19 protein-coding genes are annotated in these 23,662 nt (G+C 46.7%); 8 read left to right on the forward strand and 11 right to left on the reverse strand.

Annotation, left to right across the window (positions count from 1 at the left end):
* Nucleotides 1–45 precede the first annotated feature (45 nt).
* On the forward strand, nucleotides 46–2,790 hold the full coding sequence (locus tag FSB75_RS03590) for a TonB-dependent receptor (RefSeq protein WP_146782886.1): 2,745 nt from the start codon (nucleotides 46–48) through the stop codon (nucleotides 2,788–2,790).
* Nucleotides 2,791–2,902: 112 nt separating this feature from the next.
* On the forward strand, nucleotides 2,903–3,637 hold the full coding sequence (locus FSB75_RS03595) for a GLPGLI family protein (protein ID WP_146782889.1): 735 nt from the start codon (nucleotides 2,903–2,905) through the stop codon (nucleotides 3,635–3,637).
* A gap of 96 nt (nucleotides 3,638–3,733) precedes the next feature.
* Here the strand turns inward: FSB75_RS03595 and FSB75_RS03600 are convergent, their stop codons facing one another.
* The 4 genes from FSB75_RS03600 to FSB75_RS03615 form a co-directional block, all read right to left on the reverse strand.
* Nucleotides 3,734–5,578, reverse strand: a complete 1,845-nt coding sequence (locus FSB75_RS03600; RefSeq protein ID WP_146782892.1) for a glycoside hydrolase family 13 protein — start codon at nucleotides 5,576–5,578, stop codon at nucleotides 3,734–3,736.
* A 4-nt stretch (nucleotides 5,579–5,582) separates the two neighbouring features.
* Nucleotides 5,583–6,908, reverse strand: a complete 1,326-nt coding sequence (locus tag FSB75_RS03605; RefSeq protein WP_227990756.1) for an MFS transporter — start codon at nucleotides 6,906–6,908, stop codon at nucleotides 5,583–5,585.
* Between the two features lie 224 nt (nucleotides 6,909–7,132).
* Entirely contained in the window at nucleotides 7,133–8,407 is a 1,275-nt protein-coding gene (locus FSB75_RS03610) for a glucose-1-phosphate adenylyltransferase (RefSeq protein WP_146782898.1), read from the reverse strand.
* Between the two features lie 373 nt (nucleotides 8,408–8,780).
* Nucleotides 8,781–10,202, reverse strand: coding sequence for a glycogen synthase (locus tag FSB75_RS03615; protein WP_146782901.1), 1,422 nt, complete (start codon nucleotides 10,200–10,202; stop codon nucleotides 8,781–8,783).
* 114 nt (nucleotides 10,203–10,316) lie between these two features.
* Here FSB75_RS03615 and FSB75_RS03620 point away from each other — a divergent pair, with 114 nt between their 5' ends.
* Nucleotides 10,317–12,308, forward strand: coding sequence for an MFS transporter (locus FSB75_RS03620; protein ID WP_227990757.1), 1,992 nt, complete (start codon nucleotides 10,317–10,319; stop codon nucleotides 12,306–12,308).
* A gap of 9 nt (nucleotides 12,309–12,317) precedes the next feature.
* Nucleotides 12,318–13,289: an ROK family protein gene (locus FSB75_RS03625; RefSeq protein ID WP_146782904.1), complete on the forward strand. Its 972-nt coding sequence runs from the start codon at nucleotides 12,318–12,320 to the stop codon at nucleotides 13,287–13,289.
* 134 nt (nucleotides 13,290–13,423) lie between these two features.
* Here the strand turns inward: FSB75_RS03625 and FSB75_RS03630 are convergent, their stop codons facing one another.
* From FSB75_RS03630 to FSB75_RS03640, 3 genes are all read right to left on the reverse strand, one after another.
* Nucleotides 13,424–15,325: a lectin-like domain-containing protein gene (locus tag FSB75_RS03630; RefSeq protein ID WP_146782907.1), complete on the reverse strand. Its 1,902-nt coding sequence runs from the start codon at nucleotides 15,323–15,325 to the stop codon at nucleotides 13,424–13,426.
* Nucleotides 15,326–15,347: 22 nt separating this feature from the next.
* Complete coding sequence (lipA, locus tag FSB75_RS03635; protein ID WP_146782910.1) at nucleotides 15,348–16,274, reverse strand: lipoyl synthase; 927 nt, start codon at nucleotides 16,272–16,274, stop codon at nucleotides 15,348–15,350.
* Nucleotides 16,275–16,460: 186 nt separating this feature from the next.
* A complete protein-coding gene (locus FSB75_RS03640; RefSeq protein WP_146782913.1) occupies nucleotides 16,461–17,258 on the reverse strand; it encodes a hypothetical protein in 798 nt (265 codons plus the stop codon).
* 44 nt (nucleotides 17,259–17,302) lie between these two features.
* Here FSB75_RS03640 and FSB75_RS03645 point away from each other — a divergent pair, with 44 nt between their 5' ends.
* Both FSB75_RS03645 and recF read left to right on the forward strand, forming a co-directional pair.
* Entirely contained in the window at nucleotides 17,303–17,716 is a 414-nt protein-coding gene (locus tag FSB75_RS03645) for an OsmC family protein (protein WP_146782916.1), read from the forward strand.
* 114 nt (nucleotides 17,717–17,830) lie between these two features.
* The gene (gene recF, locus FSB75_RS03650; RefSeq protein WP_146782919.1) at nucleotides 17,831–18,916 is read left to right on the forward strand and encodes a DNA replication/repair protein RecF; all 1,086 of its coding nucleotides are present in this window, start codon (nucleotides 17,831–17,833) and stop codon (nucleotides 18,914–18,916) included.
* 66 nt (nucleotides 18,917–18,982) lie between these two features.
* On the opposite strand, the gene FSB75_RS03655 is transcribed toward recF, so the two are convergent.
* The gene (locus tag FSB75_RS03655; protein WP_146782922.1) at nucleotides 18,983–19,804 is read right to left on the reverse strand and encodes an NIPSNAP family protein; all 822 of its coding nucleotides are present in this window, start codon (nucleotides 19,802–19,804) and stop codon (nucleotides 18,983–18,985) included.
* 152 nt (nucleotides 19,805–19,956) lie between these two features.
* Here FSB75_RS03655 and FSB75_RS03660 point away from each other — a divergent pair, with 152 nt between their 5' ends.
* Both FSB75_RS03660 and FSB75_RS03665 read left to right on the forward strand, forming a co-directional pair.
* A complete protein-coding gene (locus tag FSB75_RS03660) occupies nucleotides 19,957–20,511 on the forward strand; it encodes a sugar O-acetyltransferase (protein ID WP_146782925.1) in 555 nt (184 codons plus the stop codon).
* 114 nt (nucleotides 20,512–20,625) lie between these two features.
* Nucleotides 20,626–20,889 carry a hypothetical protein gene (locus FSB75_RS03665; protein WP_146782928.1) on the forward strand — a complete coding sequence of 88 codons (264 nt, stop codon included), beginning with the start codon at nucleotides 20,626–20,628 and terminating at the stop codon, nucleotides 20,887–20,889.
* Here FSB75_RS03665 and FSB75_RS03670 read toward each other — a convergent pair.
* Genes FSB75_RS03670 through FSB75_RS03680 form a run of 3 tightly spaced genes read right to left on the reverse strand, consistent with a single transcriptional unit; the run spans nucleotide 20,886 to nucleotide 23,572 of the window.
* Nucleotides 20,886–21,662: a heme ABC transporter ATP-binding protein gene (locus FSB75_RS03670; protein ID WP_146782931.1), complete on the reverse strand. Its 777-nt coding sequence runs from the start codon at nucleotides 21,660–21,662 to the stop codon at nucleotides 20,886–20,888. The genes FSB75_RS03665 and FSB75_RS03670 overlap by 4 nt on opposite strands.
* On the reverse strand, nucleotides 21,655–22,707 hold the full coding sequence (locus FSB75_RS03675) for a FecCD family ABC transporter permease (protein ID WP_146782934.1): 1,053 nt from the start codon (nucleotides 22,705–22,707) through the stop codon (nucleotides 21,655–21,657). The genes FSB75_RS03670 and FSB75_RS03675 overlap by 8 nt, the downstream gene beginning before the upstream one ends.
* On the reverse strand, nucleotides 22,691–23,572 hold the full coding sequence (locus FSB75_RS03680) for a heme/hemin ABC transporter substrate-binding protein (protein WP_146782937.1): 882 nt from the start codon (nucleotides 23,570–23,572) through the stop codon (nucleotides 22,691–22,693). The genes FSB75_RS03675 and FSB75_RS03680 overlap by 17 nt, the downstream gene beginning before the upstream one ends.
* Between the last annotated feature and the right edge of the window lie 90 nt (nucleotides 23,573–23,662).

Genomic DNA, 23,662 nt, shown 5'->3' on the forward strand with positions numbered 1-23,662 from the left:
CTGCGTGCTGATTCCTTTCTAAATTGACAAACCAATTACCAACACATGAGAACACTGCTCATCGTCCTCGTGCTGCTTTGCACCCAAAACCTTTTCGCACAAAATGTCTCGTTAACCGGCAACGTTAAAGACACTGCTGATAAAAAAAGCCTGCCGAATGCTGTTGTTTCCCTGCTTAAAAAAGATTCCACGCTTTACAAATTCACCCGCAGCGACAAGAGCGGAAATTTTTTCCTGCATGATGTGATGCCTGGCACTTATCGTTTGCTGGTGACCTATCCAAAGTTTGCCGATTTCTTCGACGACATAACGGTAAAGGCCGAAGCCACTGATTTGGGTACTGTAGCGCTTACGCAAAAGGCGCAACTGCTGCAAGCCGTTATTATTCGAAGTGCCGGCGCGGTGCGCATCAAAGGCGACACCACAGAATTTATAGCCGACAGCTTTCGCGTTCGCGAAGGTGCCACGGTGGAAGAATTGCTGAAAAAACTTCCTGGCTTCCAGGTGAACAGCAAAGGCGAGATTACCGCGCAGGGGCAACGGGTGCAAAAAGTATTGGTGGACGGCGAAGAATTTTTTGGCGACGATCCCACGCTGGCAACGAAAAATATTTCGGCAAGAGCGGTTGATAAAGTCCAATTGTTTGATACCAAGAACGATCAACAAGCCGCTACCGGCGTTACCCGCGGCGATGAGGGCAAAACGGTAAATATTAAATTAAAAGAAGACCAGAAAAAAGGCGGCTTTGGCCGATACTGGGTGGCCAGTAATTTCAAAAACTACCACGATGCCAACTTGCTTTATAACCGGTTTGTGGGCAAGAAAAAAATCTCTGCTTACGCAACAAAAAGCAACACCACAACCGGCAGTTTAAATTGGGAAGATCAACGCAAGCTTGGACTGGACAATGATTTTGAATTTGACGAAGCCGGTGGCTTTTATGTGAGCTTCGGCACTTCGGATGAATTCAATAACTGGACGCTGCGCGGATTGCCCGATGCTTATACGGCCGGCGGCCTGTTCAGCAACAAATGGGCTGCCGACCAGCAAAGCGTGAACGGTTCTTATCGCTACAACCGGCTTGGTACAAAAAACATTGGCAGCACCGTTACACAAAACATTTTGCCCGACACGCTTTTTTATACCAATCAATACACCACCTCTCAAAACCTGAACCAGCAACACGCTGTAAACGGCAAATGGGAATGGAAGATTGACACGTTCAGCACATTGAAATTTTCGACGGCTTCGCTGCGCAAAACATCGCAGTACGAAAACACAACCAATACCGAGTCGTTGTCAGAAGAGAAAGCCTTCGTGAATACAGGAACACGAACAACCGATGGCGAAAACACCAAGTTGCAAAGCGACAATGCCCTTCAGTACAAGCGGACATTTAAAAAGCAAGGACGCTTACTCACGGCGCAATTGCGGTTTAATTATGTAGAAGATGATCAGAACTTTTTCCTGCGTTACAACAACAAGTTTTACAAAGGCAGCCTTATTGATTCGGTTGAAAATGCCGATCAGCAAAAAATAAATTTCGGCCACTCAAACACACTGGGCGCAAAGCTTAGCTACATTGAACCGCTGGGAACAAAATGGTTGCTGGTGGGCGATTACAGTTACAACCACAACGCCGCCACAAGCAATCAAAATACATACGACCGTGATGCATCGGGCAAATACGTTAACCGCAATGCTTATTACAGCAACAGTTTTGACATGGAAGCGCAGAATCACAGCGGCGGATTGATGGGGCGTTACAAATCAAAGAAAGTACAATTGGCCATCGGCAACCGCCTGTCAGCGGTGCAATTAAACCTGCTGAACGGGGACAACGGCCAAAAAACGCATTATAACTTTCTGAACCTTCGTCCGCAAGCAAACTTCCGCTATAATTTTCAGCAAAATACGGGCATCAGCATTAATTACAACGGCAGTACGGTGCAACCTTCGCTAACCCAATTGCAGCCGCTGCGCAACAACCTCGATCCGTTGAATTTGTTCGTTGGCAACCCGGATTTGAAGGTTGGTTTCCGCAACCAGTTTTCGGCCTATTACAACATGTATAAAATGCTCAGCGAAACCAATCTTTACACGTCGTTTAATTACAGCTTTACCACCAACGGCATCGTTAACTCAACAATCATTTCTGCCGGTGGCAAAAAAATTACACAACCCGTGAATGTTGACGGCGTGCGAAACTTTAGTTCGTATATATGGTTTAGCAAAGGCAACGGTCAAAAGAAAGTGAGCCTGCGTTCGAATTTCGAATTGAACGGTGGCCGCGGCGTAAACCTTGTCAACGGCTTGCGGAACGAAACAAATTATTTCACGTTCAAACCCAGCATTGGTGCTTATTACGAAATGCCGGAGAAATGGAGCCTTCAATTGATGCCGGAAGTGAGCTACAACAAATCATCTTCTACATTGAATAAGTCAACGTCAGTGGCGTATTACAGTTTTGGCGGCAATGCCGAAGGCTGGGCCAAACTTCCGCTTGGCTTTGAGATCAAATCGGAACTGGAAGTGGATTTGCAGCAAAGCATTTCCGCTTTTGCCACCAACCCGAATATCATTTTGTGGAACGGCGAATTCAGCCACAAGATTTTGAAAAAAGGCGCCGGTAAAATTTCGCTGCTGGCTAACGACATATTGAACACAAACCGGGGCTTCCGGCGAAACATCAACAGCAACTTCATTACCGAAGAACGCTATCAACGCATAGCGCAATATTTTATGCTGAAGTTTGAATGGAGCTTTAATAAAATGGGCGGAGACAATTAGCGAATTCGATAATTCGGCAATTAGTCAATTGGCTTGCGTTAATGGAGACACGGATACTAACGGCCCTACAACAAAAACAGATATCAACCGATAATCGTTTAAAAGAATATTGATGAAACAAATTCTTTCCTTCGTTGTCTTTTTTCTTTCAGGGATGTTTGCGAATGCGCAAACTTTTCATCCTGCGGTGAAAATTGAATTTGAAAAAGTAGTGTACGTGCGCCAGCAAATGAAAGAATTGGCCAGTGATTGGTTTGACATCATCAAAGACCGTTTGCCGGAAAAAGCCGTGAGTTACTACGAGTTCATCGGCGATACATTGCATTCTATTTACCGGCAAACCAAGGAAGCCGTCATTCCTCAAAACATGTGGTACCAGGGCACAGGCGAAGGGAACGTTGTGTACAACGACTATGCGTTAGGGCAAACAATTACAAAAAAGCCCGTGGCCGAAGAAACGTTTCTAATTAACGACAGCCTTACAAAAATTCGGTGGAAGCTGACAAACGATACAAGAACCATTGCCGGTTACGATTGCAAGAAAGCCATTGGCTTTATCGACGACACCTTAGCGGTGTTTGCCTTTTACACCGATGAAATTTTAATAACGGGCGGGCCAGAAAGCATTCACGGTTTGCCTGGGATGGTGCTGGGTTTGGGCGTGCCGCGGCTCCATGCCTCGTGGTTTGCAACAAAGGTGGAAACGAACGGTGTTCCGCTTGCAGGCATCAAGCCCGAAACAAAGGGAAGAAAATCCACACGCGGCGCAATGATGGCAACGCTTGACAACATTCTAAAAAACTGGGGCAAATACGGTAGTGCAATGCGACTGAATTATGTGTTGTGATTGGTTGATTGGTTGATTCTTTGATCAGTTGATTGGTTCGTTTGTTTATTTGATGCAAACAAAACCGGACAACTAATTAACTGATCAACGAATCAACTATTTCCCCAACTCCAAAACCCAAATTGTTTTCCCGGGCACTTTCCATTCCGGCACGGTTAAATCAGCGGTCCAACCGAGAGCAACATTTCTCGCTTTCGTAAAACCTTTGGTGATTTCAGAGAAACGTTCGGGTTTGATGGTCTTTTCATCGTTGCTCGTGTTCATTACTATCATCACGGTTTGCTTGTCAGTGTAACGGAAATAAACGTACACCCAATCTTCAGGCACAAACTGCATCAGCTTTCCTGTCCTGATTGCCGGGGAATTCTTGCGAAAATTTGCCAGCGTTCTTGTCCAATTAAAAACTTCGTTTTCGCTATCTGATCGCTCTTGTGATGTGAATTTGTTTTGCGCGTCTTCTTTCCAACCGCCTATAAAGTCGCTGCGAACAAGGCCATCCGGGTTAGAATAACCTTTCAATAGAATCTCGGTGCCGTAATACATTTCGGGAATACCGCGGGTTGTGAGTAGCCAGCCAATTCCCATTTTCAGCTTGGCCAAATCCTCGTTTACTTGCGAGTAAAAACGGCTCATGTCGTGGTTATCTAAAAACACCACTTCGTTTTCCGGATGTTGGTAAACGAAATCGTTTGCAAGCGTTTGGTAAAGTTTGTTCACACCTTCCGTCCATCCGAAGGCCTGCGTAAGTGCCGGCGCAATACCGTACAGGTTTGTTTGAAAATCGGTAGTGCCAATTAAATTGCTTTTGAATCGAATGTTGGTAAGATTGTTTTGGGTGAAGTAAGCCTGGTTTAACACGCCGTGCACCCAGGTTTCGCCAAACATGGTCATCTTCGGATATTCGTCCGTCAACGCCTTGTTGCAACGGTTCATAAAATCCAGATCGTTGTAGATATAAGTATCAATTCGCCAGCCGTCCACGCCAAATTCTTCCACGCACCAAATGGCGTTTTGAATGAGAAAGTTTGCGACGTAAGGATTGCTTTGATTGAGATCGGGCATTTGTGGCGTGAACCAACCGTCACTCATAATTTTTTCATCACGCTTTGACGCATGAACGTCCATCAGCGGTCCGTCTTTGTAAGTCGTGTTGGTGTACGAGGGCCATTGGTGCACCCAATCTTTCATGGGCATGTCCTGAATGAGAAAATTGTACAAGCCGCAGTGATTATAAACCGCATCCTGAATCAGTTTCATTCCCCGCTTGTGCAATTCATCGCTTAAATTTTTATAAGCAATATCACCGCCAAGCCTTGAATCTACTTTGTAATGATTGGTGATAGCATAACCGTGTTCGGTGCGGTTCGGCATGTCGTTCTCCAAAACAGGCGTTAACCAAACCGTTGACACACCAAGGTCTTTGAGGTAATCAAGATGACTGATGACGCCTTGAATATCGCCGCCATGCCGCGCAAAATAATCACCGCGGTTTATTTTTTTGTCCCGATAAATCGAAAGTGTATCGTTCGTGTAATCGCCGTTTGAAAAACGGTCGGGCATGATGAGGTAAATAAAATCGGATGACGTAACGCCTTGTGCATATTGCGTTCCTTTGCCGGAACGGCGGGGTTTTAACTCGTAATTGATGGTATTACTTCCCGATTTTAAGTCAAAGCTTCCTGCCTTTGCTGACGGCGTTACCAGCAAGTCTACAAAAACATAGTTAGGATTTTCAACGGTGTTCACTTTCACCAATTTCACACCCGCATAAGGTTGGAGTATAAGATTCTGCTTCGCGATGTTGGTGGAATGGATCATCAACTGCAACTTTTGCTCCTTCATTCCCGCCCACCAATGATTTGGATAAACGTCAACGCTTTGTTGAGCGAACAAAAAATTGATAAAGCAAAGGCAAATCGCAATTCCAAAAAACTTTCTCATAAACTCAAACTGATCGTTCTTCCAAAATTTTTAATTCATCTGACAAGGGCTCTACCTCCGCTTCGCCTTTCTTCTCTTTTACAAAAAAGAAGCAGATTAACGCCGCCAAAATCATCAGCCCACCGCCCACTTCCACTGCCAACAACCGGTCGTTGTTCAACACGTTTTTCATCAGCCATCCAAAGCCCAGCGATGCAATGATTTCGGGCAACACAATAAAGAAATTAAAGATGCCCATGTAAATTCCCACCTTGTCTCGTGGAAGCGAGCCGCTTAACATGGCATATGGCATGGACAAGATGCTGGCCCAGGCAATGCCCACGCCGGTCATGCAACCGTACAGCATGTATTTATTGGTTACCCAACTCACGCTGATCAATCCCACTGCGCCGCACAGAAGGCAGAGTGAATGCGTGGTTTTTCGTCCAAGCTTGTCGGCAATAAAAGGCAATACCAATGCAAACAGAAACGTGACAACACTATAAAACGCAAGCGTCAGGCTGCCAAAGTCTGCACCTTGTGCATAAACGGGATCACTTGCGTCTTTGCCGTGAAAAACGTTTACCGCAACGGCCGTTGTGTAATAAAACCACATCAAAAAAAGTCCCGGCCAAGTAAAAAATTGAATCAGCGAAACAATTCGCATTCGCTTGGGCATGTTCCGGAGTGCATGCAAAATTTCCCTCGCTCCCCCGCCAAATCCTTTATTTGACTCCTGCGCTTTTTTCATGCGATCGAGATCGGTTGGAGGATATTCCTTTGAGGTAAACACAGTGTACAAAACAGCCGACAGAAAAAAGAAAGCGCCGGTATAAAACGAAAACTTTACGTTTTCTGCAATCAAACCTTTTGCAGCGGTGTTTTGAAAGTGGAAAATATTGGTAAACACCCACGGCAAAGAAGACGCAATGCTGCCGCCCAAACCAATCATGAAGCTTTGCATGATAAATCCTCGGTTTACCTGCGAATCCGGAAGTTTATCTGTAACGAAGGCGCGGAACGGTTCCATTGAAACGTTGCCAAAAACGTCCATTACCCACAACAAACCTGCCGCCATAAATAATGAACTACTGTGCGGCATAAAAACCAAAGCAATAGAGCTCAAAATAGCGCCAACCATGAAATAAGGCCGTCGTCTTCCCCACTGCGGATGCCAGGTCCGGTCACTCATGTAACCAATAACGGGCTGAACCAGTAAGCCTGTCAGCGGTGCGGCCAAAAACAAAAGCGGAACCTGGTCGGGATTGGCGCCGAGGTTTTCATAAATACGGCCCATGTTGGCTCTTTGCAAATCCCAGCCAAACTGAATTCCGAAGAATCCTACGCTCATGTTTATAATTTGGGAAAGAAATAAGCGGGGCTTTTGTGAAACGGAGGTTCGTTCAAACGTAGTGGTAGCCATAAGCAATCGTAATTGCTTGACAAGATAAGCAGGAAAGTCAAATGATGTGTAAGAACTACACGATTATTTCGCGAATGGTCGGCATGTTTCAAAAACAAAACGGCCGCTTTAAGCGGCCGTCAGGATATTCAAATAAGAATTTCGCTTTTGTCTTATACGCCCAGCGTGAAACCGTTCGGCAACACCGCTCCTTTCTTCACCACCACAATTCCTTCCCTGATTGTGTAAAGTGGTGTGTCTTCGTCGGCCAAATGCGTACCGCCCATGATGCGCACGTCATCGCCGATGCGCACGTTTTTGTCAAGAATGGCGTTTTGAATGTGGCAGCGGTAGCCTACGCCCAGTTGCGGCACTCCGTGTTCCTGTGCGTGGCGAATGTCTTCAAGCGTCTCGTAATAATCGCTGCCCATCATGTACGTATTAATGATGGTAGTCTCGTGCTCCACCCGCGAACGAATGCCAATCACAACGTTCTCCAGATGCTTTGCATGCACAATGCTTCCATCGCCCAGGATGCTGTTTTCAATCTGGGTGCCGCTCACTTTTGCCGGCGGCAACATGCGGGCACGGGTATAAATAGCGCGGGTATTGTCAAAAAGATTAAACTCAGGAATGTCCTTTGTCAGAGCAATGTTGGCGTGAAAGAAAGCCGGAATATTCCCGATGTCTTCCCAATAACCTTCGTATTGGTACGAAGCCACTTTGTATTTGCCGATGCTTTGTGGAATGATTTCTTTGCCAAAATCGGTTGCGTGTGCAAATTCATTTTGCAAGAGATCAAACAGCAGTTCGCGGTTAAACACGTAAATGCCCATCGAAGCCAGGTACTCTTTTCCTTTGCCACGCATCTCTTCTCCCGTGTCGCTTATCCAATCTTCCAAACCCGATTTTGGTTTCTCGGTAAAGGAAGTAATCATGCCGTCGGTGATTTTACAAATACCAAACTCCGATGCTTCCTTGGCCGTAACGGGAATGGTGGCAATGGTGATGTCGGCGCCTGCGTCTTTGTGCGCCTTGATCATGTCTTGAAAATCTATCTGGTAAAGTTGGTCGCCCGACAGAATCAAAATGTATTCGCTGTCGAAAGGCTCAATGTGCCGCAGGCCTTGCCGCACGGCGTCCGCTGTGCCTTGAAACCAGGTTGGGTTGTCCGGTGTTTGCTCGGCGGCAAGTATGTCCACAAAAGCCGAACTAAAGGCGCTGAAGTGATAGGTGTTTTTTATGTGGCGGTTCAGTGATGCCGAGTTGAACATGGTCAACACGAACATGCGGGTAATGCCCGAATTTAAACAGTTGGAAATGGGAATGTCAACGAGGCGATATTTGCCAGCAATGGGTACAGCAGGCTTGCTTCTGTTGGACGTTAATGGTTGAAGTCTTGTGCCTGCGCCGCCGCCCAGAATAACGGATAAAACTTGTCTGCTCATATAGCTTTGATTTTGGAGTTGTAATTGAAGTTGATTCCTGCTTTGTTATTGGTTTAAAAAAACTGTTCCATTGTTTGCATTTTTTGTACCGGGCTTTGTTGCGTCCATCGAGCTTCACTTGCGTCGCACTCTTGTACGCCGTGTTCGCTGTGGGGCAAAAGATGTTCCCTCTCAGCAACCGGAGCAAAGCAACGACGCTGCGTCGTCTAAACGTCGCGTCGCTGCGTGAACATTGCCGAAACATGTTCCGAACGCACAAAAGTGACACAACCGGCGATGTCGGGAAAAACAAATGCTGGTTACATAAAAATCTTCTTTCCAAAGAACTGCTCCATTCCTGTTGCGCGAACCTGTGAACGGGTAAACAAGTGAGCTAAACCTTCACTGACTCGTACAACGCAATGTACTCGCTTGCCGATGCATCCCAGGAATGATCAATGTGCATCATGTAGCTGCGCATCCAGGTGTACAAATCTTTTTTGTTGTAGTATAAATCCACGGCTCTTCCCACACTGTACGAAATGTCTTCAACCGAAGCGTTGTTAAACCGGATACCAAAGCCTTGCCATTCGCCAAAATCACGAACGGTATCTTTTAATCCACCGGTGCTGCGCACCATGGGGACCGTGCCGTAACGCAAAGCATACATCTGGTTTAGACCACAGGGCTCTACGCGGCTTGGCATCAGCAAAAAATCCGCACCCGCATACAGCAGGTGACTTAAACTCTCGTTGTAACCAATAAAAGTGCTTACAAAGCCGCTAAATTGATCTTTTACTTCTTCCAGCCGGCCTTCAACATCGGGCTCGCCTGAACCAAGAATCAAAAAACTGACCTTGCCGTGATGGTGATAAATAGAAGAACGAATGGCATCGGGCAAGACATCGGCAGCCTTCTCTCCCACCAACCTTCCAATAAATGTAAAGAGCGGTTTATCGGGATCAAGACCAAACCTTGCGCACAATTCTTTTTTGTTTTTTCGCTTGCCATCTTTCACATCGTGCTCGTCATAATTCTTTGCAATCATGCTGTCCTTTGACGGGTCCCAAACATCGGCATCAATGCCGTTCAAAATACCGACGCATTTGCCGCGTTCGTACTCCATTAAATTTTCGAGGCCGGCAGCCTGGTAGCGCAATTCATCCAAATAACTCGGACTGACCGTTGTTACCCTCCAGGCACACTTAACGGCCGATGCCAGGGGATTAATGGCGTTGTTCCAATCAAGACCGCCCCAGGTGTACGCGTCATACGAAGGCAGCGTATTCCACTTGTCCCAACTAAACTGTCCCTGGTATTGAGCGTTGTGAATGGTAAATACAGTAGGCACATCGGCCATGTGTTTGAACGCAAAACAGTTTTTTAGCATGAAGGGGATCAAACCCGTTTGATGGTCGTGGCAATGCACAATGTCGGGCTTGTAAGTCCAGCGGCTCATCCAATCGCACACAGCTATTTGAAAACAAAGAAAGCGTTGCGTATCATCACCGTAACCGTAAATTTTTTCGCGGTCGAGCAGGCCGTTGATGTCAACAAGATAAAGTTCAAAACCAAGCTTGTTTGTCTTCTCGCGAATGATGGAGTAATTGAAATAATGAGAGCCGGAGTTTTGCGAACCCTCGTGCACAAGTTCCCACTCGTTTTGATAAAGAAATTTGGTGCGATACATCGGCATCACCACTTTGGCCGTATGTCCCAACTTGTTTTGATATTTTGGCAAGGCGCCTGCAACATCACCCAATCCACCTGCTTTTGCCACCGGAAAACATTCAGCCGATACGTGTATTATTTCCATAACCAATTACATCCTGCGTTGAAGGTAGAGGAAATTCTTTTTCAACAAATTCTGTACGCCAATTTTTCTATGCGCTAAACTTGCTACTTTCATCGCATAAACGATTGAACAATTATGGCAACATCCATGGGGCCAAACAAGCCCGCGATTGCACGCACAAACGCGCAACCCATTCCAACCAATTACGGTGCGTTAACCACGCTTGTCACGGTGTTCTTTTTTTGGGGCTTTATTGCCGCCGGCAACAGCATCTTCATCCCTTTTTGCAAACACTATTTTCATCTCGACCAATTTCAAAGCCAATTGGTGGACTTTGCTTTTTACACCGCATATTATTTTGGTGCATTGGGTCTTTATTTATACGGTGCTTTCGGGGGTCTTGACCTTGTGGCAAAATGGGGCTATAAAAAAAGCATCGTGTACGGCTTGTTGTTTTCGGCACTTGGCGCAGTGGCCATGATTGTCGCCGTTAACGCCAATGCTTTTGCCGGAATGTTGGTCGGCCTTTTCATTGTGGCACTTGGTTTTTCACTTCAACAAACTGCTGCGCAACCTTTTGCTATTTCTTTAGGAGATCCCGCAACGGGCACCGGCCGCGTAAACCTTGGCGGCGGCGTTAATTCGTTTGGAACGATGATAGGACCTATCGTTGTTGCCTTTGCTTTGTTTGGAACAACCGCTGCCGTTTCCGATGAAAAGATTCAATCGCTTGGATTGAGCAAGGTGATCGTTCTTTATGTCTGCGTTGGTATCTTATTTATTGCAGCAGCAGCGTTATTTTATTTTTCCAAAAAAGTACCGGCGGGCATCTCTACCGAAAAGCAGGAAAAAAGCAGCAAGGCGCTCACTGCTTTGCTTGTCATGACCGGTTTATTAATTATCATGTTTGCGCCTGTGTTCAGCAGCTACAACTCAAAAGAAGCTAAACGCATAGAAACGTTGGAAAAAGAAACAGGCGACGAGAATACAAAAGCGGTTGCTTTGTTGCAAAGCACCGTTGCTCCTGCTGACAGCGTCTTTGCAAAAAGCTTTTTTGCCGATAAGTCCGATGCCGTCATTAACAAACAATTGGATTCCTTGAACCAAATCAACCCGGCAAACATTGCCGCGGTAAAAACAATCAAAAGCGGCAACGATGCAAGAGCTGCTGAAATCGCAACGCTGAAACATCCGCTTGAACAAAAAAGAATGTATTGGCTTTTTGGTGCGCTGGCCGTGGTGGTGATTACGCTTTTGTTTTCCAACGCAAGTGCACAGCGAAATCCTGCGGGATGGGGCGCCATGCAGTATCCGCAGCTTGTTTTGGGCATGATTGGCATCCTCGTTTATGTAGGCGTTGAAGTAACGATAGTCTCCAACATCAGCGAACTGCTAAAACAACCAGCCTTTGGTTCCATCCCTTCTTCGCAGGCTGCGCCGTACATTTCCTTGTATTGGGGAAGTTTGATGATTGGCCGTTGGGCCGGTTCGGTTTCGGTATTTAATCTAAAGCCGTCAACAAAACAATTGATGACCATTCTTGTTCCCATCATTGCTTTTGGAATCGTGGTAGCAGTAAACGCCATCTCGCAATACGACGTGCGTCCGCTTTATTTATACATCGTTTGCGTGCTGGTGCAAATTGTCGCTTTCTACATTAGCAAAGACAAGCCCGCACGAACGCTGCTCATCTTTGCAAGCCTTGGCATGTTGGCCATGTTGATTGGCTTGTTTAGCACCGGAAACTTTGCCATCTATGCTTTCCTGAGCGGCGGCCTTTTCTGCTCTATCATGTGGCCGGCAATTTTTACACTTTCCGTTACGGGTTTGGGAAAATACACAACGCAGGGTTCTGCTTTTTTAATCATGATGATTCTTGGAGGTGGTATCATTCCACCCATACAAGGAAAGCTTGCCGACTTTTTGCAAAGCCGCTCGACAGAAGTAGGAACCGGTATTCACCAAAGCTATTGGGTGCCTGTAGTTTGTTTTGCCTACCTTGCCTTCTTTGCCTTTGCCGTGAAAGGGATTTTGAAAAGACAGGGAATTAATTACGAAGAAATAGACGAAACAATTTCTCCGCTTTCAACCGAACCCGAAGCGGCCATTGAAATCACGAAAAATTAGCCTGAAGAAATGATTGACCTCTCAAACGAGTTTGCCGTTGGCATTGACATTGGCGGCACCAACACCAAGTACGGTCTCGTAAACCACCGCGGCGAGATCATGGAAAAAGGCGAGTTGCGAACAGACGCACACCCGCAAATAGAAAGTTTTATTGACGCCTTGTACGAAGCCCTGGAACCCATCATTAAACGCCACGAAGCGGATGGAAAAGTAAAAGGCATCGGCATTGGCGCACCCAACGGAAATTTTTACACAGGCACTATTGATTACGCTCCTAACCTGCTTTGGAGAGGAATCATTCCGCTAGCCAAACTGGTCACGGAAAAATTTAATCTTCCCGCAGCGCTTACCAACGATGCAAATGCGGCCGCTGTTGGCGAAATGAATTACGGCGCAGCCCGCGGCATGAGAGATTTTATCATGATTACGCTGGGAACAGGCGTTGGCAGCGGCATTGTGGCAAACGGCCAATTGATTTATGGTCACGACGGCTTTGCCGGAGAACTGGGACACACCATTATTCGTCCGGGCGGACGAAAACATTGGTCAACGGATTTGGACGGTTCTCTGGAAGCTTACTGCTCTGCTACGGGCATTGTGCTTACGGCAAAAGAACTTTTAGAACAAAGTAAAGAAGACAGCACATTGCGTAAGTTAAACCCCGACGACATTACCTCGAAAGAGATTTACGAATGCGCAGTGAACGGCGATAAAATTGCGCAGGAAGTTTACCGCTTTACGGGACAAATTCTGGGCGAAGCGCTGGCAAACTTTGTGATGTTTTCTTCTCCTGAAGCTATTGTGCTTTTTGGCGGGGTCATTAAAGCCGGCGATCTGATTATGGAGCCCACGCGTGAGCACATGGAAAAAAACCTGCTGCCCATTTTTCAGGATAAGGTAAAGCTGGTGTTCAGCGAACTGAAAGAGGCCGACGCAGCGATACTGGGCGCAAGTGCGCTTGTGTGGGACATTCGGGAATGAGAGAAGATGAGTAATGAGTAATCAGTTATGAATGATAAAAATGCGAGGTGAAGACGCCTCGCATTTTATTTTATTGGCGATGGCGCCTTGTTTATTTTCTTCAACAGATGAAATGGCAAATGGTCAAAGATTCTTTACCGAATCACCGTCACCGTGCCTTTCAAAAGCACGGGTTGCCCAAGATAATTTACGACACTGATTAGCCAGACAAACGTTCCCGATGCAACCTTTCCATCCCATCCTTTGCCAGCATCGTTCGTACTAAAAACCACTTGTCCCCAACGGTTAAACACCGCAAACTGCTTCAACTCTTTGATGCCCACGTAAACCGGAAGCAGCACATCATTTCGGCCGTCGCCGTTGGGTGTAAAAGCAGTGGGTACGTAAACCGTTGGCCCCGTAAAAACCTTCACAACCAAGGTGCCGCTGGCGGTGCAACCTTCCGGCGTTGTTGCAATAACGGTATAAGTTTGATTGTTGTTTAAAGTAACAAAGGGATTGGCAACAGCCGGGTTTGAAAGACCCGTGACAGGCTGCCACGAAACGCTTCCATTGGTTTGAACGTTCAACTGCGAAGTAACGTTTTGTAGCACCGTTGTATCGTTTGCCACAAGAAAAGCTTTTGCAATTTTTATCGTTTTCCCTACCGTGTCGGAAGTGCATCCGTTGTCCGCTTCAGCCCATAAACGAACGCTATAAAAACCTTGTTGATCAAAAACGGTTTGCACGTTTTGCCCCGTTAAAAATCTGCTGGTCTCAATTTGCCAATGCCATTTGCCAATCGTTGATGCATTGTCCAATTGCAGGCCGTTGAAGGAAAGCAATTCGTTTGTGCAACCGTCGTGTACATCCGCATCTATTAAAGGCGCTGGCTTGACAAAAAAATCAGTTGCAGAAACAACTGGCTGACCGCAGCCGTAATTGGAACTGGCTACAACTTGTAGCTGATGACTGCCAGCAGATAAATTGCTTAAGGATGGAGCCGGATTTCCCGTCGTTGCAGCGCCATCAAGTTGCCAGTGATAATTGACAGTGGCTTGCGGTGTATACAACAACCTTGGCTCATAGCCGAAACACGTATCAAATACTTTTATTGGTGTAGCAGAAGGATTGGCGGCAATGATGATTGTTTTTGTCGAATCGTTTTCGCAACCGTCTTTTCCTTTGATTTTTAAGTTAACCGCGTAATTGCCGGGTGAAGTATAAAGATGCGGTGGCGGTGCTGCAAGCGTACTCGTTGTGCCGTCACCAAAACTCCAGTTATAACTAACGATTGGCGCAAATGAAACAGAAGCGTCGGTGAAAACGACCGGGATGCCTTCGCAACCGGTATTGTTTGGAAAATTGGTAGCGAAGAGCGGGTCGAGCGCCGTACAAAATTGTTGAAGGTTGACAGCGCCGCCCGTTGCGCCAGAGAAACCCCAATAAACATTTGGATCATTATTGAAGATGGCCGTTACTAAATCAATCTGTTTTTGCAAACGCAGCATGCCATCGAAATAGGTGCGCAGCCATTTTGTATTTGCGTCCCAGCTAATGCGCAAGGTGTGCCACTGGCAATCTTCTACGTTGTCGCTTGTTGACCATATTGGAACGGGGCCAGCAAGATCGTTTCCGTGTGCAACGATGCCGTTTGCTTGTATGCTGATGTGATCGAAGGCAGGATCGTTGAGATTAGGGTTTTGCCAGGTGTCAAGCGTAATGCCTATGGAAGGCGATACGCCGGCAAAGCCCATGCCTTCGCCAGAAGAACCGACGCTTGTGCTGATGGGTTGCAGCATAAACACAATGCCGTCGGCGCCGTTTGTGTCGTTGCAGCCCAGGAAAACTTTGAACCAAAAATCAAAGGAATTGTTCAGGCTTATTTTATTGCCGTTCCAAACGCTTCCGCTTTGAAAGGTGGTAGCTTGTGTTAACGTGTAACAGTTGCAGGAATTTTTTTGTGCCGAACCGTTCAGAATGTATTGCGAAAAAAGCGTTTGCCTGCAGCAAAGGAAAAAGAGGAATAGCGGAAATTGTTTAACAAAACGCTTCACTCCCTAAAAATAAGCAATGGCCTTAACTGTTTTGAAGCGCTTTTGCTTTTTCCCACTCGCTTCTGCCGTAGCCCGCTACCACGTGGCGTTCGCTGTGGTATGACGAGCGAACAAGGGGGCCGCTTTCTACGTAATCCAATCCCAATTCGTAACCGATTTCTTTGTATTCCGCAAATTCGGTTGGATGAACAAAGCGTTGCACTGGCAAATGTTTTTTTGTGGGTTGCAGGTATTGGCCAATGGTCACCACATCGCATCCGGCGGCAGCCAAATCTTTCAGGGTTTGCACCACTTCTTCTTTGACTTCGCCGAGGCCGAGCATGATGCCGCTTTTTGTGCGCATGCCGCCTTTCTTAAGCGCAGTAATGACCTCCATGCTGCGCCAGTATTTGGCTTGAATGCGCACTTGTTTTGTTAAGCGTTCAACGGTTTCAATATTGTGTGAAACCACTTCCGGCGCGGCTTCTATGATGCGTTGAATATTTTCTTTCTCCCCTTTGAAATCGGGAATCAACGTTTCGAGTGTTGTCTCCGGGTTCAATGCTTTTACGGCTTTGATTGTATTGTACCAGATAATGGAACCGCCGTCTTTCAGTTCGTCGCGGTCAACCGACGTTAACACAGCGTGTTTTACCTGCATTAAATGAATGGCTTCGGCAACGCGTTGCGGCTCGTCCCAATCCACGGGATCGGGGCGGCCTGTAGCCACGGCGCAAAAGCCGCAACTGCGGGTGCAAACGTTTCCAAGAATCATAAAGGTGGCGGTGCCTTCGCCCCAGCACTCGCCCATGTTGGGGCAATTGCCGCTTTCGCAAATGGTGTGCAATTTGTGCGTGTCCACCAAGCCGCGAACGTGCTTGTAGCTTTCACCGATGGGCAATTTCACGCGAAGCCAGTCGGGCTTTGTTCTTTTCGTTCCTTCTGCAGATGCTATTGGGAGTTCAATCATTGATTCAAATTTTCACTTCTGTATTGCTCAGTAAACTTACCGAACGTACAAGCGTGCGGCGCAACAGACGCTTAATAGTAATCGTGTTGCAGGGTTCATAATCCTGCAAATTTAATCACGGAAAGCCAACTATTTTGTAGCGGCAAAATCGCGACAGTTCTTTTTAAATTCTTGTCATCCGCGGTTCTATTTTCGGTGGCCGAATACGTAGGCAATGTGCCCTTGGAAAAAGAGTTGCTTTGGTTCGCTGTAAACCATTTGCGGAATTTTGGAGAAGTAATAATCGAGGCTTACGCCGATTTCAAGAGCGTTGATGGATTCGTTGAACCGGCCAAAATCGAAGCGGAGCGCCGTTTTCAGGTAAACACCCGGCCGGATTTTTAATTCGCTCCAGCCTTTGGTAAAGCCGGAGCCGCCGGCAATTTCAGAAGGTGTAAGAAACGCAACGCTGTCGGGTGAATCATATTTGATGTCGAGACCTGTTGAACGGCTTTTTACATAGTAGGGTTTCAGCAGTCCTACAGAAAGCCCGCCCTGTGCAATGCCCAGCACGGCCACGCCGTTTTTGTTTCCCTTTTGGCCCAACACGTACTGCTGTCCGAAGCCTAGTTTGGCCTGGTAAAAATTGTTGATTTTGCCGTACACGAAAGAGTTGGAAAAAAAGCCATCACCCGCAGACTTTTCTTCCTTGTTGTGTTTGATTTCGGTGATTTCGAACACGTACAAATTGGTGAACCGTGGCGATCTTGCACGGCCAATTTCAACAAAAGCGCCGTAGCCGTTGGTACGCAATTGAATGCCGCCGGCCGTTTGTTTTGAAAAAATAAGTACGCCTTCTTCTTCTTGCTTGGCCAATGCGGCGTTGCGTCGTTTTTGTTCCTGCTTTTTATCTTTTTTTATCACCTTTTTTGCGGCGGTAGAATCTTGTGCGAAGGAGTGAAATCCAAGGAAAGCTGCCAGTGTAAACAGAATAAAATTTTTCACGCGATAGAGATATATTGTTCAAACGTAAATTTAGGCAAAAAAGTATGACGTCAACGGTAGTTTATGATGGTGACTTGCGGACAACCTGCACGCATTTGCGCTCTGGAAATGCTTTTGAAACCGATGCACCTATTGACAACAACGGGAAAGGCGAACGCTTTTCTCCCACTGATCTGATGGCAACTTCACTTGCCACTTGCATGATTACTGTGATGGGCATTAAGGCCCGCACGATGGGCTTTGATTTGAACGGTGTAAAAATTGAAGTAGAAAAAATTATGAAGGCTGATCCTCGTCGCGTGGGCGGCATCAATCTTTTCTTTCACATTCCTGACAACTTGAAAGACCTCGATGACAAATCAAAACAAATCTTAAAACACACCGGCAACACTTGTCCTGTACAGCAGAGCATTCACCCCGATATTGATGTGAAGGTGGATTGGGGAGAGTGGAGTTGAGTTTGGCGTTTGGGGTTTTGGAATTCGGAGTTGTCGTGACGCTGATCGTCATATCCAATCAACTTTGCAGCATACTTGGTAACGTATTCACTTATTAACCTATTAACGGCAAGATTGTCTCTCCGATTAAACTCAATATCACTTTTTCAATTTAAAAACTACGAACACCAAACCTTTCAGTTTACGGAACGGGTGGTAGGCATTTGTGGACGGAACGGCGTGGGAAAAACAAACCTGCTGGATGCGATTCATTATCTCTGTTTCACCAAAAGTTATTTCAGCCGCACCGATGCAGTGAACGTACACCAGGGCAGCCAAGGCTTTCGTCTCGAAGGTCATTTTTTGCTGCATGGCAGAGAAGAGAAAGCCGTTTGCATTTTGCGGGAAACAGGCCGCAAGGAATTTTTGTTGAACGACGAAGCCTACACCAAATTTTCCAAACACATTGGCCGCTATCCCTGCGTGGTGATTGCACCCGACGACGTAGAACTCATCATCGGTGGAAGCGAAGAGCGGCGCAAATTTGTGGACACACTGCTGGCACAATTGGATCCTGTTTATTTGCAGGCACTGATTAATTACACCCGCATTTTGCAGCAGCGCAATTCTTTTCTTCGTTCCTTAAGCGATGGTTTTGCGCGGGACTTTTCGGTGCTTGACGTTTTGGACGAACAGTTGTGGAAAGAAGGAAGTATTGTGTTTGAAAAACGGGACGCTTTTTTAAAAGGCTTCCTGCCCATTGCGCAAACGAAATACGAAGAAATCAGCCAGCAGGAAGAAGCGGTCAACCTCGTTTATGATTCCGAATTGCATACGGTAACGATGCAGGAATTGCTAAAACTAACACGGCAAAAAGACCTGGTGTTGCAGCGTACCAGTGGTGGCGTGCATCGCGATGACCTCCTGTTTCAGCTATGCGGACAAACCTTTAAAAGCATTGCTTCGCAGGGCCAGCGCAAAAGCCTTTTGTTTGCGCTGAAGCTGGCTGAAATGGAGATACTGAAAAAAGAAAAAGGCTTCTCTCCTCTTTTGCTTTTGGACGACGTGTTTGAAAAGCTCGACGAAGACCGCATTACTAATTTGCTCGCACAGGTTTGCAGCGATGAAGACTTGCAAATTTTTATTACAGATACCAATTGCGGCCGTTTGTCCCAAATGCTGGAGAAAATTAGCCAGCCCTTGCAGTTGATAAAACTTTGAGGCCGTTTTAATTCAAAGCAAATCCTTGGTCCTTGCTTATTGCTGCTTGCTCATTGCCAATCGGCTTTACAACCGCGAATAGCTTGTCGGCCGCAAAAAAATACTGGTGTTTTTAGAAACATTGTGCTGGTATTCCGGTGCTGATGACATTGCTTTCCAGGTTGGATCGCTGCCAAATGTTTTCCAGTGTTCGTCGCGGGCAGCTTTGCTATCGAAAGAAGTTATGTACATGAGGTTGGGCATCTGGCTGCCCGCAATTACCTGTCCGTAAAAAACCGCGTTGAAACCCAACCGCTGAAACAAGTCTATCTCGCCGGAATTAAACATCTTCACCTTGTTTCGATGCAAAGCTTCAGTGGCCGATTCGTAACTTCTCAATTCATAAACCCGCTCATTCAAATTGCCTTTTGTTCCCGACGGCTTCACCCGCGGCGCACCTTCAAAAGCCTGAAGCAAAATGGTTTCGAAACGGGAATACGGCGGTGCGTTGTACAGTGCATTTGTATAAGCACGAGCCGTAACTGAATCAGTCAATGATTGGTCAACAGTACCGTTCAATTTTTCCAATTGCGCCAGTGACGACAAGGAGATTATGACGTAAAAACGTTTTTCTTTCGCAGTGTCGCTGTCAATGGCTTTGAAGGCACCGATTTTTGTAAAGCCGGCTTTTTCCAACGCCGGAAACAACGATGACTGCACGTAACGGTCAACGGTAGCTAATTGCTCTGAGTCCGTTGTGTGGTAAACTCTGATCTCGATATACTCCCGCGAAGTTTTGGAGTCTGTCTTTTGAGCAAATACAAAACTGCCCTGTAAAAGCAGCAGGAAAATCAGGAAAAGCACAAGACGAAAAAAAGTGTTTCGGAATGTCAAGAAGAAAATTTTCATAAACCGATGTTGTCTTTTGAAATAAATATAGCCGAAGCAAGCGAAAAGACCTGCTCAATTGAATAAATGTTTTTCGCGAAGCCCGGCAAATCTATTAAACAGGCTCACAGCTTCGGAATAAATTTCAGGATTGCCATAACTACCTTCATTCAATGAAAACTGAAAAACAAAAAATGATTGCCGGTGAGCTTTACGACCCGCTTGATGCGGTGTTGGTAGCCGACCGCTTGCAAACAAGATTGTTGCTAAAAGCATTAAATGATTCGGGAGAAGACGAAACAGAAAAGAGAAAAAATATTTTGGCAAAACTCATTCCTCATGCCGCCGAAGACTTGTGGCTTCAACCACCGTTCTATTGCGATTACGGCTACAACATTTACATCGGCTACAACGTTTTCTTCAACTTTAATTGCGTGGTGCTTGATGTAAGTACCGTTACGATTGGTAGCCGCACCATGTTTGGGCCAAACGTGCAGCTTTATACGGCCACGCATCCAATGAACCACGTAGAAAGAGCATCGGGGCTTGAATACGCAAAACCGATTGTCATTGGCGACGATGTTTGGGTAGGCGGCAGCGTTGTGGTTTGCCCGGGTGTTACCATTGGCCACCGCAGTGTTATTGGCGCGGGAAGTGTCGTAACCAAAAATATTCGGGCTGATGTTTTCGCCGCAGGCAATCCATGCAGGGTGATACGGGAGTTGTGATAGTAGGATATTGAGCTATTGCTATGCAGGCACGTACCCAGTATCCTACTATCACAATATCCTGATATCTCAATATCTTCCTCTGCCTTTTGTATCTTGTATGAAAACTTTTTTATGTACATCGTCGTCCACCACGACATTGCCGACACCGAAGACTTCTGGGCTTCGGCGCAACGCAACCTTCCGCGGCTTCCCGAAGGCGGCGTCAAGCGCATTGTCAATCTTTTTCCCAACCAAAGCATGGACAAATGCACCTGCGTGTGGGAAGCCGATTCCATTGAAAATTTGGACAAATACCTGCGGGAAAAAGTTGGTGATTCAAGCCGTGAATCTTACTATCAAATTAATGAAGCAACGGCCGTTGGTCTCTTTGGCTAAAACAAAACAAAAGGTTTGTCTTTGCCCGGTACGTGAACAATTGAAGGCAGAATGCCAAAGGTGTTAAACAGCATCGCCGGCGTTAATGCCGCCGCGTCGTTCACATCGTACAAAATATCCCCGTCTTTCATAAACAGCAGCCGGTCGGCAAAAGCAATGGCTAAATTGATGTCGTGCAAAACCGCAATGACGGTGGTTCCTTTGCGGCAAAAGTCTTTGGCCACTTTCATTAACTGGTGTTGATACTTTACATCAAGGTGCGATACCGGCTCATCCAAAAAAAGCAATCGTCCTTCTACTTCTTCCTCACTCCATATTTGCGAGAGCACCCGGCTCATTTGTACCTTTTGCGCTTCGCCGCCAGACAGCGTTGTGTAATCGCGTTGCAGCAAATGTTCTATGTCCATCAATTTCACGGCTTCGCCGCAAACGGCGTTGTCTTTTGCCGAAGGCCGCGTGGCGAAATAAGGATAGCGGCCCATGAGAATGATTTCTTCCACAGTTATCGGGAAGGCCAAATGATAATGTTGCGAAAGCACGGCACGACGCATGGCCAGGCTGTTTTTTGAGTACTCACGCAGGTCGTTGCCGTCCAGGTAAACTTCGCCGGAAGAAGGCTTCAATTCACCCGACAAGATTTTCAGCATTGTTGATTTGCCCGCGCCGTTAGCGCCCATTACCACGTGGAAGCCTCCCGCTGCAAAGTGGACCGAGGCTTCCTGCAGAAGCGTTTTATCGCCAACCTTAAAACTTATTTTTTTTGCGTTAAGCACCGTAACCTCCTTTTGGTTGAATCAGGTTAAAGCGCTTCAATAAAACGATGAAAACCGGTGCGCCAACCAGCGACGTAATGATGCCGATGGGCATTTCGGCAGGCGCCAATAGCAAGCGGGCAGCTAAATCAGCAAGGGTTAAAAGTGTAGCGCCCAAAATAGCGGAAGCAGGCAACAATCTTCGGTTATCGCTGCCAATTAACAAGCGTACAAGATGTGGAACAATCAAACCCATAAAAGCAATCACGCCAACGAAAGACGTTGCCACAGCCACCATCGCCGTGTTTAAAATCATGATGCGGCGCTTTAGTTTCTCCGCGTCTATTCCCAAATAATTTGCTTCTTCTTCGCCAAGCAGCAATGCGTTTAATCCTTTTGCATCGCGAAGCGTAATAAAAAAGATGATCGCGGCAACGCCGCCAACAATTGCCACCTGCGTCCACGAGGCGCCGGAGAAGGTTCCCAGGTTCCAAAAGGTAATGCTGCGGGCCTGCGGATCGCGGGCAATGTAACTCATAAAGCCAGTGCCGCTTAGGCAAACGGCATTCACCGCAATGCCAATTAGCAGTAGCGATAAGATGGAAACGCGGCCCGCACTTTTTGCCAGCGAATACACCAAAAAGGTTGCCGCCAAAGCTCCCAAAAAAGCAACTACCGGCAGCAACAAAGGGCCTGTGTAACTTTTTACTTCGGGACTCATTTTTGCCGCCAGCACAAACACCAGCGAAGCGCCGAAAGCCGCACCGGACGAGGTTCCTACCAATCCAGGCTCAACGATTGGATTGCGAAAAAGGCCTTGCATCAATACACCGCTTACGGCGAGCACAGCGCCGGTAATTCCGCAAAGTAAAACACGCGGCAGCCGCAATTGAATGAACACCGCTTCGTAAATATTTGCAGGTTCTTTGCCGCTGAAAAAATGCCGAAGGGAAAAAAACATGTCCGACGGCAATACCGATACAGCGCCAAAGCCAATGCCGCCAAGCAGCACGACAAGCAGAAGCAAGAGTAGTACCGGGAAGAAGGCTTTATTTCGTCGCAGCACCGGTTATGGGATAAAGTTCCTGAATGAGTTTAATGACGTTGTCGCCGCTGCGCGGACCAAAGTAAATAAGGTCGTGCTCTTCAAAACGAATCACGCGGCGATTCTTGCCGGCGTTTGTCAACGCAACACCGGGCACGCTGGAAATAAACTTGTCCATGCTGCCCATTTTATCGTAACCGTAATCGGTGGCGATGATGACGTCGGGATTGGCAAGTGCCACGGCTTCGGGACTCATTTCCCGTACGCCTTCTGTGGGCGTGCCGCCCGCAAGGCGAATCATTTTATCGCCCACGCCGTTTCTTCCGCTCATGACAAAATAATTGTTATTGCGCAAGCCAAAATGAATGATCATCACCTTCAGTGAATCGTGAATTTTCCGGGCTTTCAAGGTATCGGCGGCACGGGCAAGTCCTTCGTCCATTTTTTTAACAAGAGAATCGGCCTTCGGCTCTTCGCCAAAAAAATTACCGAGCTCTTTTAAAAGCAATCTTGCACTGTCAACGGTGTTGGCACCGCCGAAGGCTTTTGTTTTCAAACCCGCTTTTTCAATTTGCGGCAATACGTTATCGGGGCCGATGTCATTGCTGTGAATGACTAGGCCGGGGTTCATGGCAACAATGGCCTCGGGACTTAAGGAACGGTGATAGCCAACGGTCTTCAGCAACTTGGCACTGTCGGGATACGTGCTGCTTAAATCCACAGCCACAATGTCGTGGCCTTTGCCTAACGCAAAAACCATTTCGGTCAACTGTTTTGAAAGGCACACAATGCGCATGTCTTTGGCACCGCCTGATTCTTTGTTACCAAAACGGTCGCAAGCAAAGAGCACAAAAGCAAGAAGGAATAATAAGAAAAACTTTTTCATCGAAAAATTTTTACCGCAGAAAACAAGAACAATTTGAAATGTCAAAATCTGTTACAAGTTCTCTTTGCCTCGTTCTCTGCGGCGATTGCT

The sequence above is a fragment of the Flavisolibacter ginsenosidimutans genome, assembly GCF_007970805.1.
Classification (GTDB): domain Bacteria; phylum Bacteroidota; class Bacteroidia; order Chitinophagales; family Chitinophagaceae; genus Flavisolibacter; species Flavisolibacter ginsenosidimutans.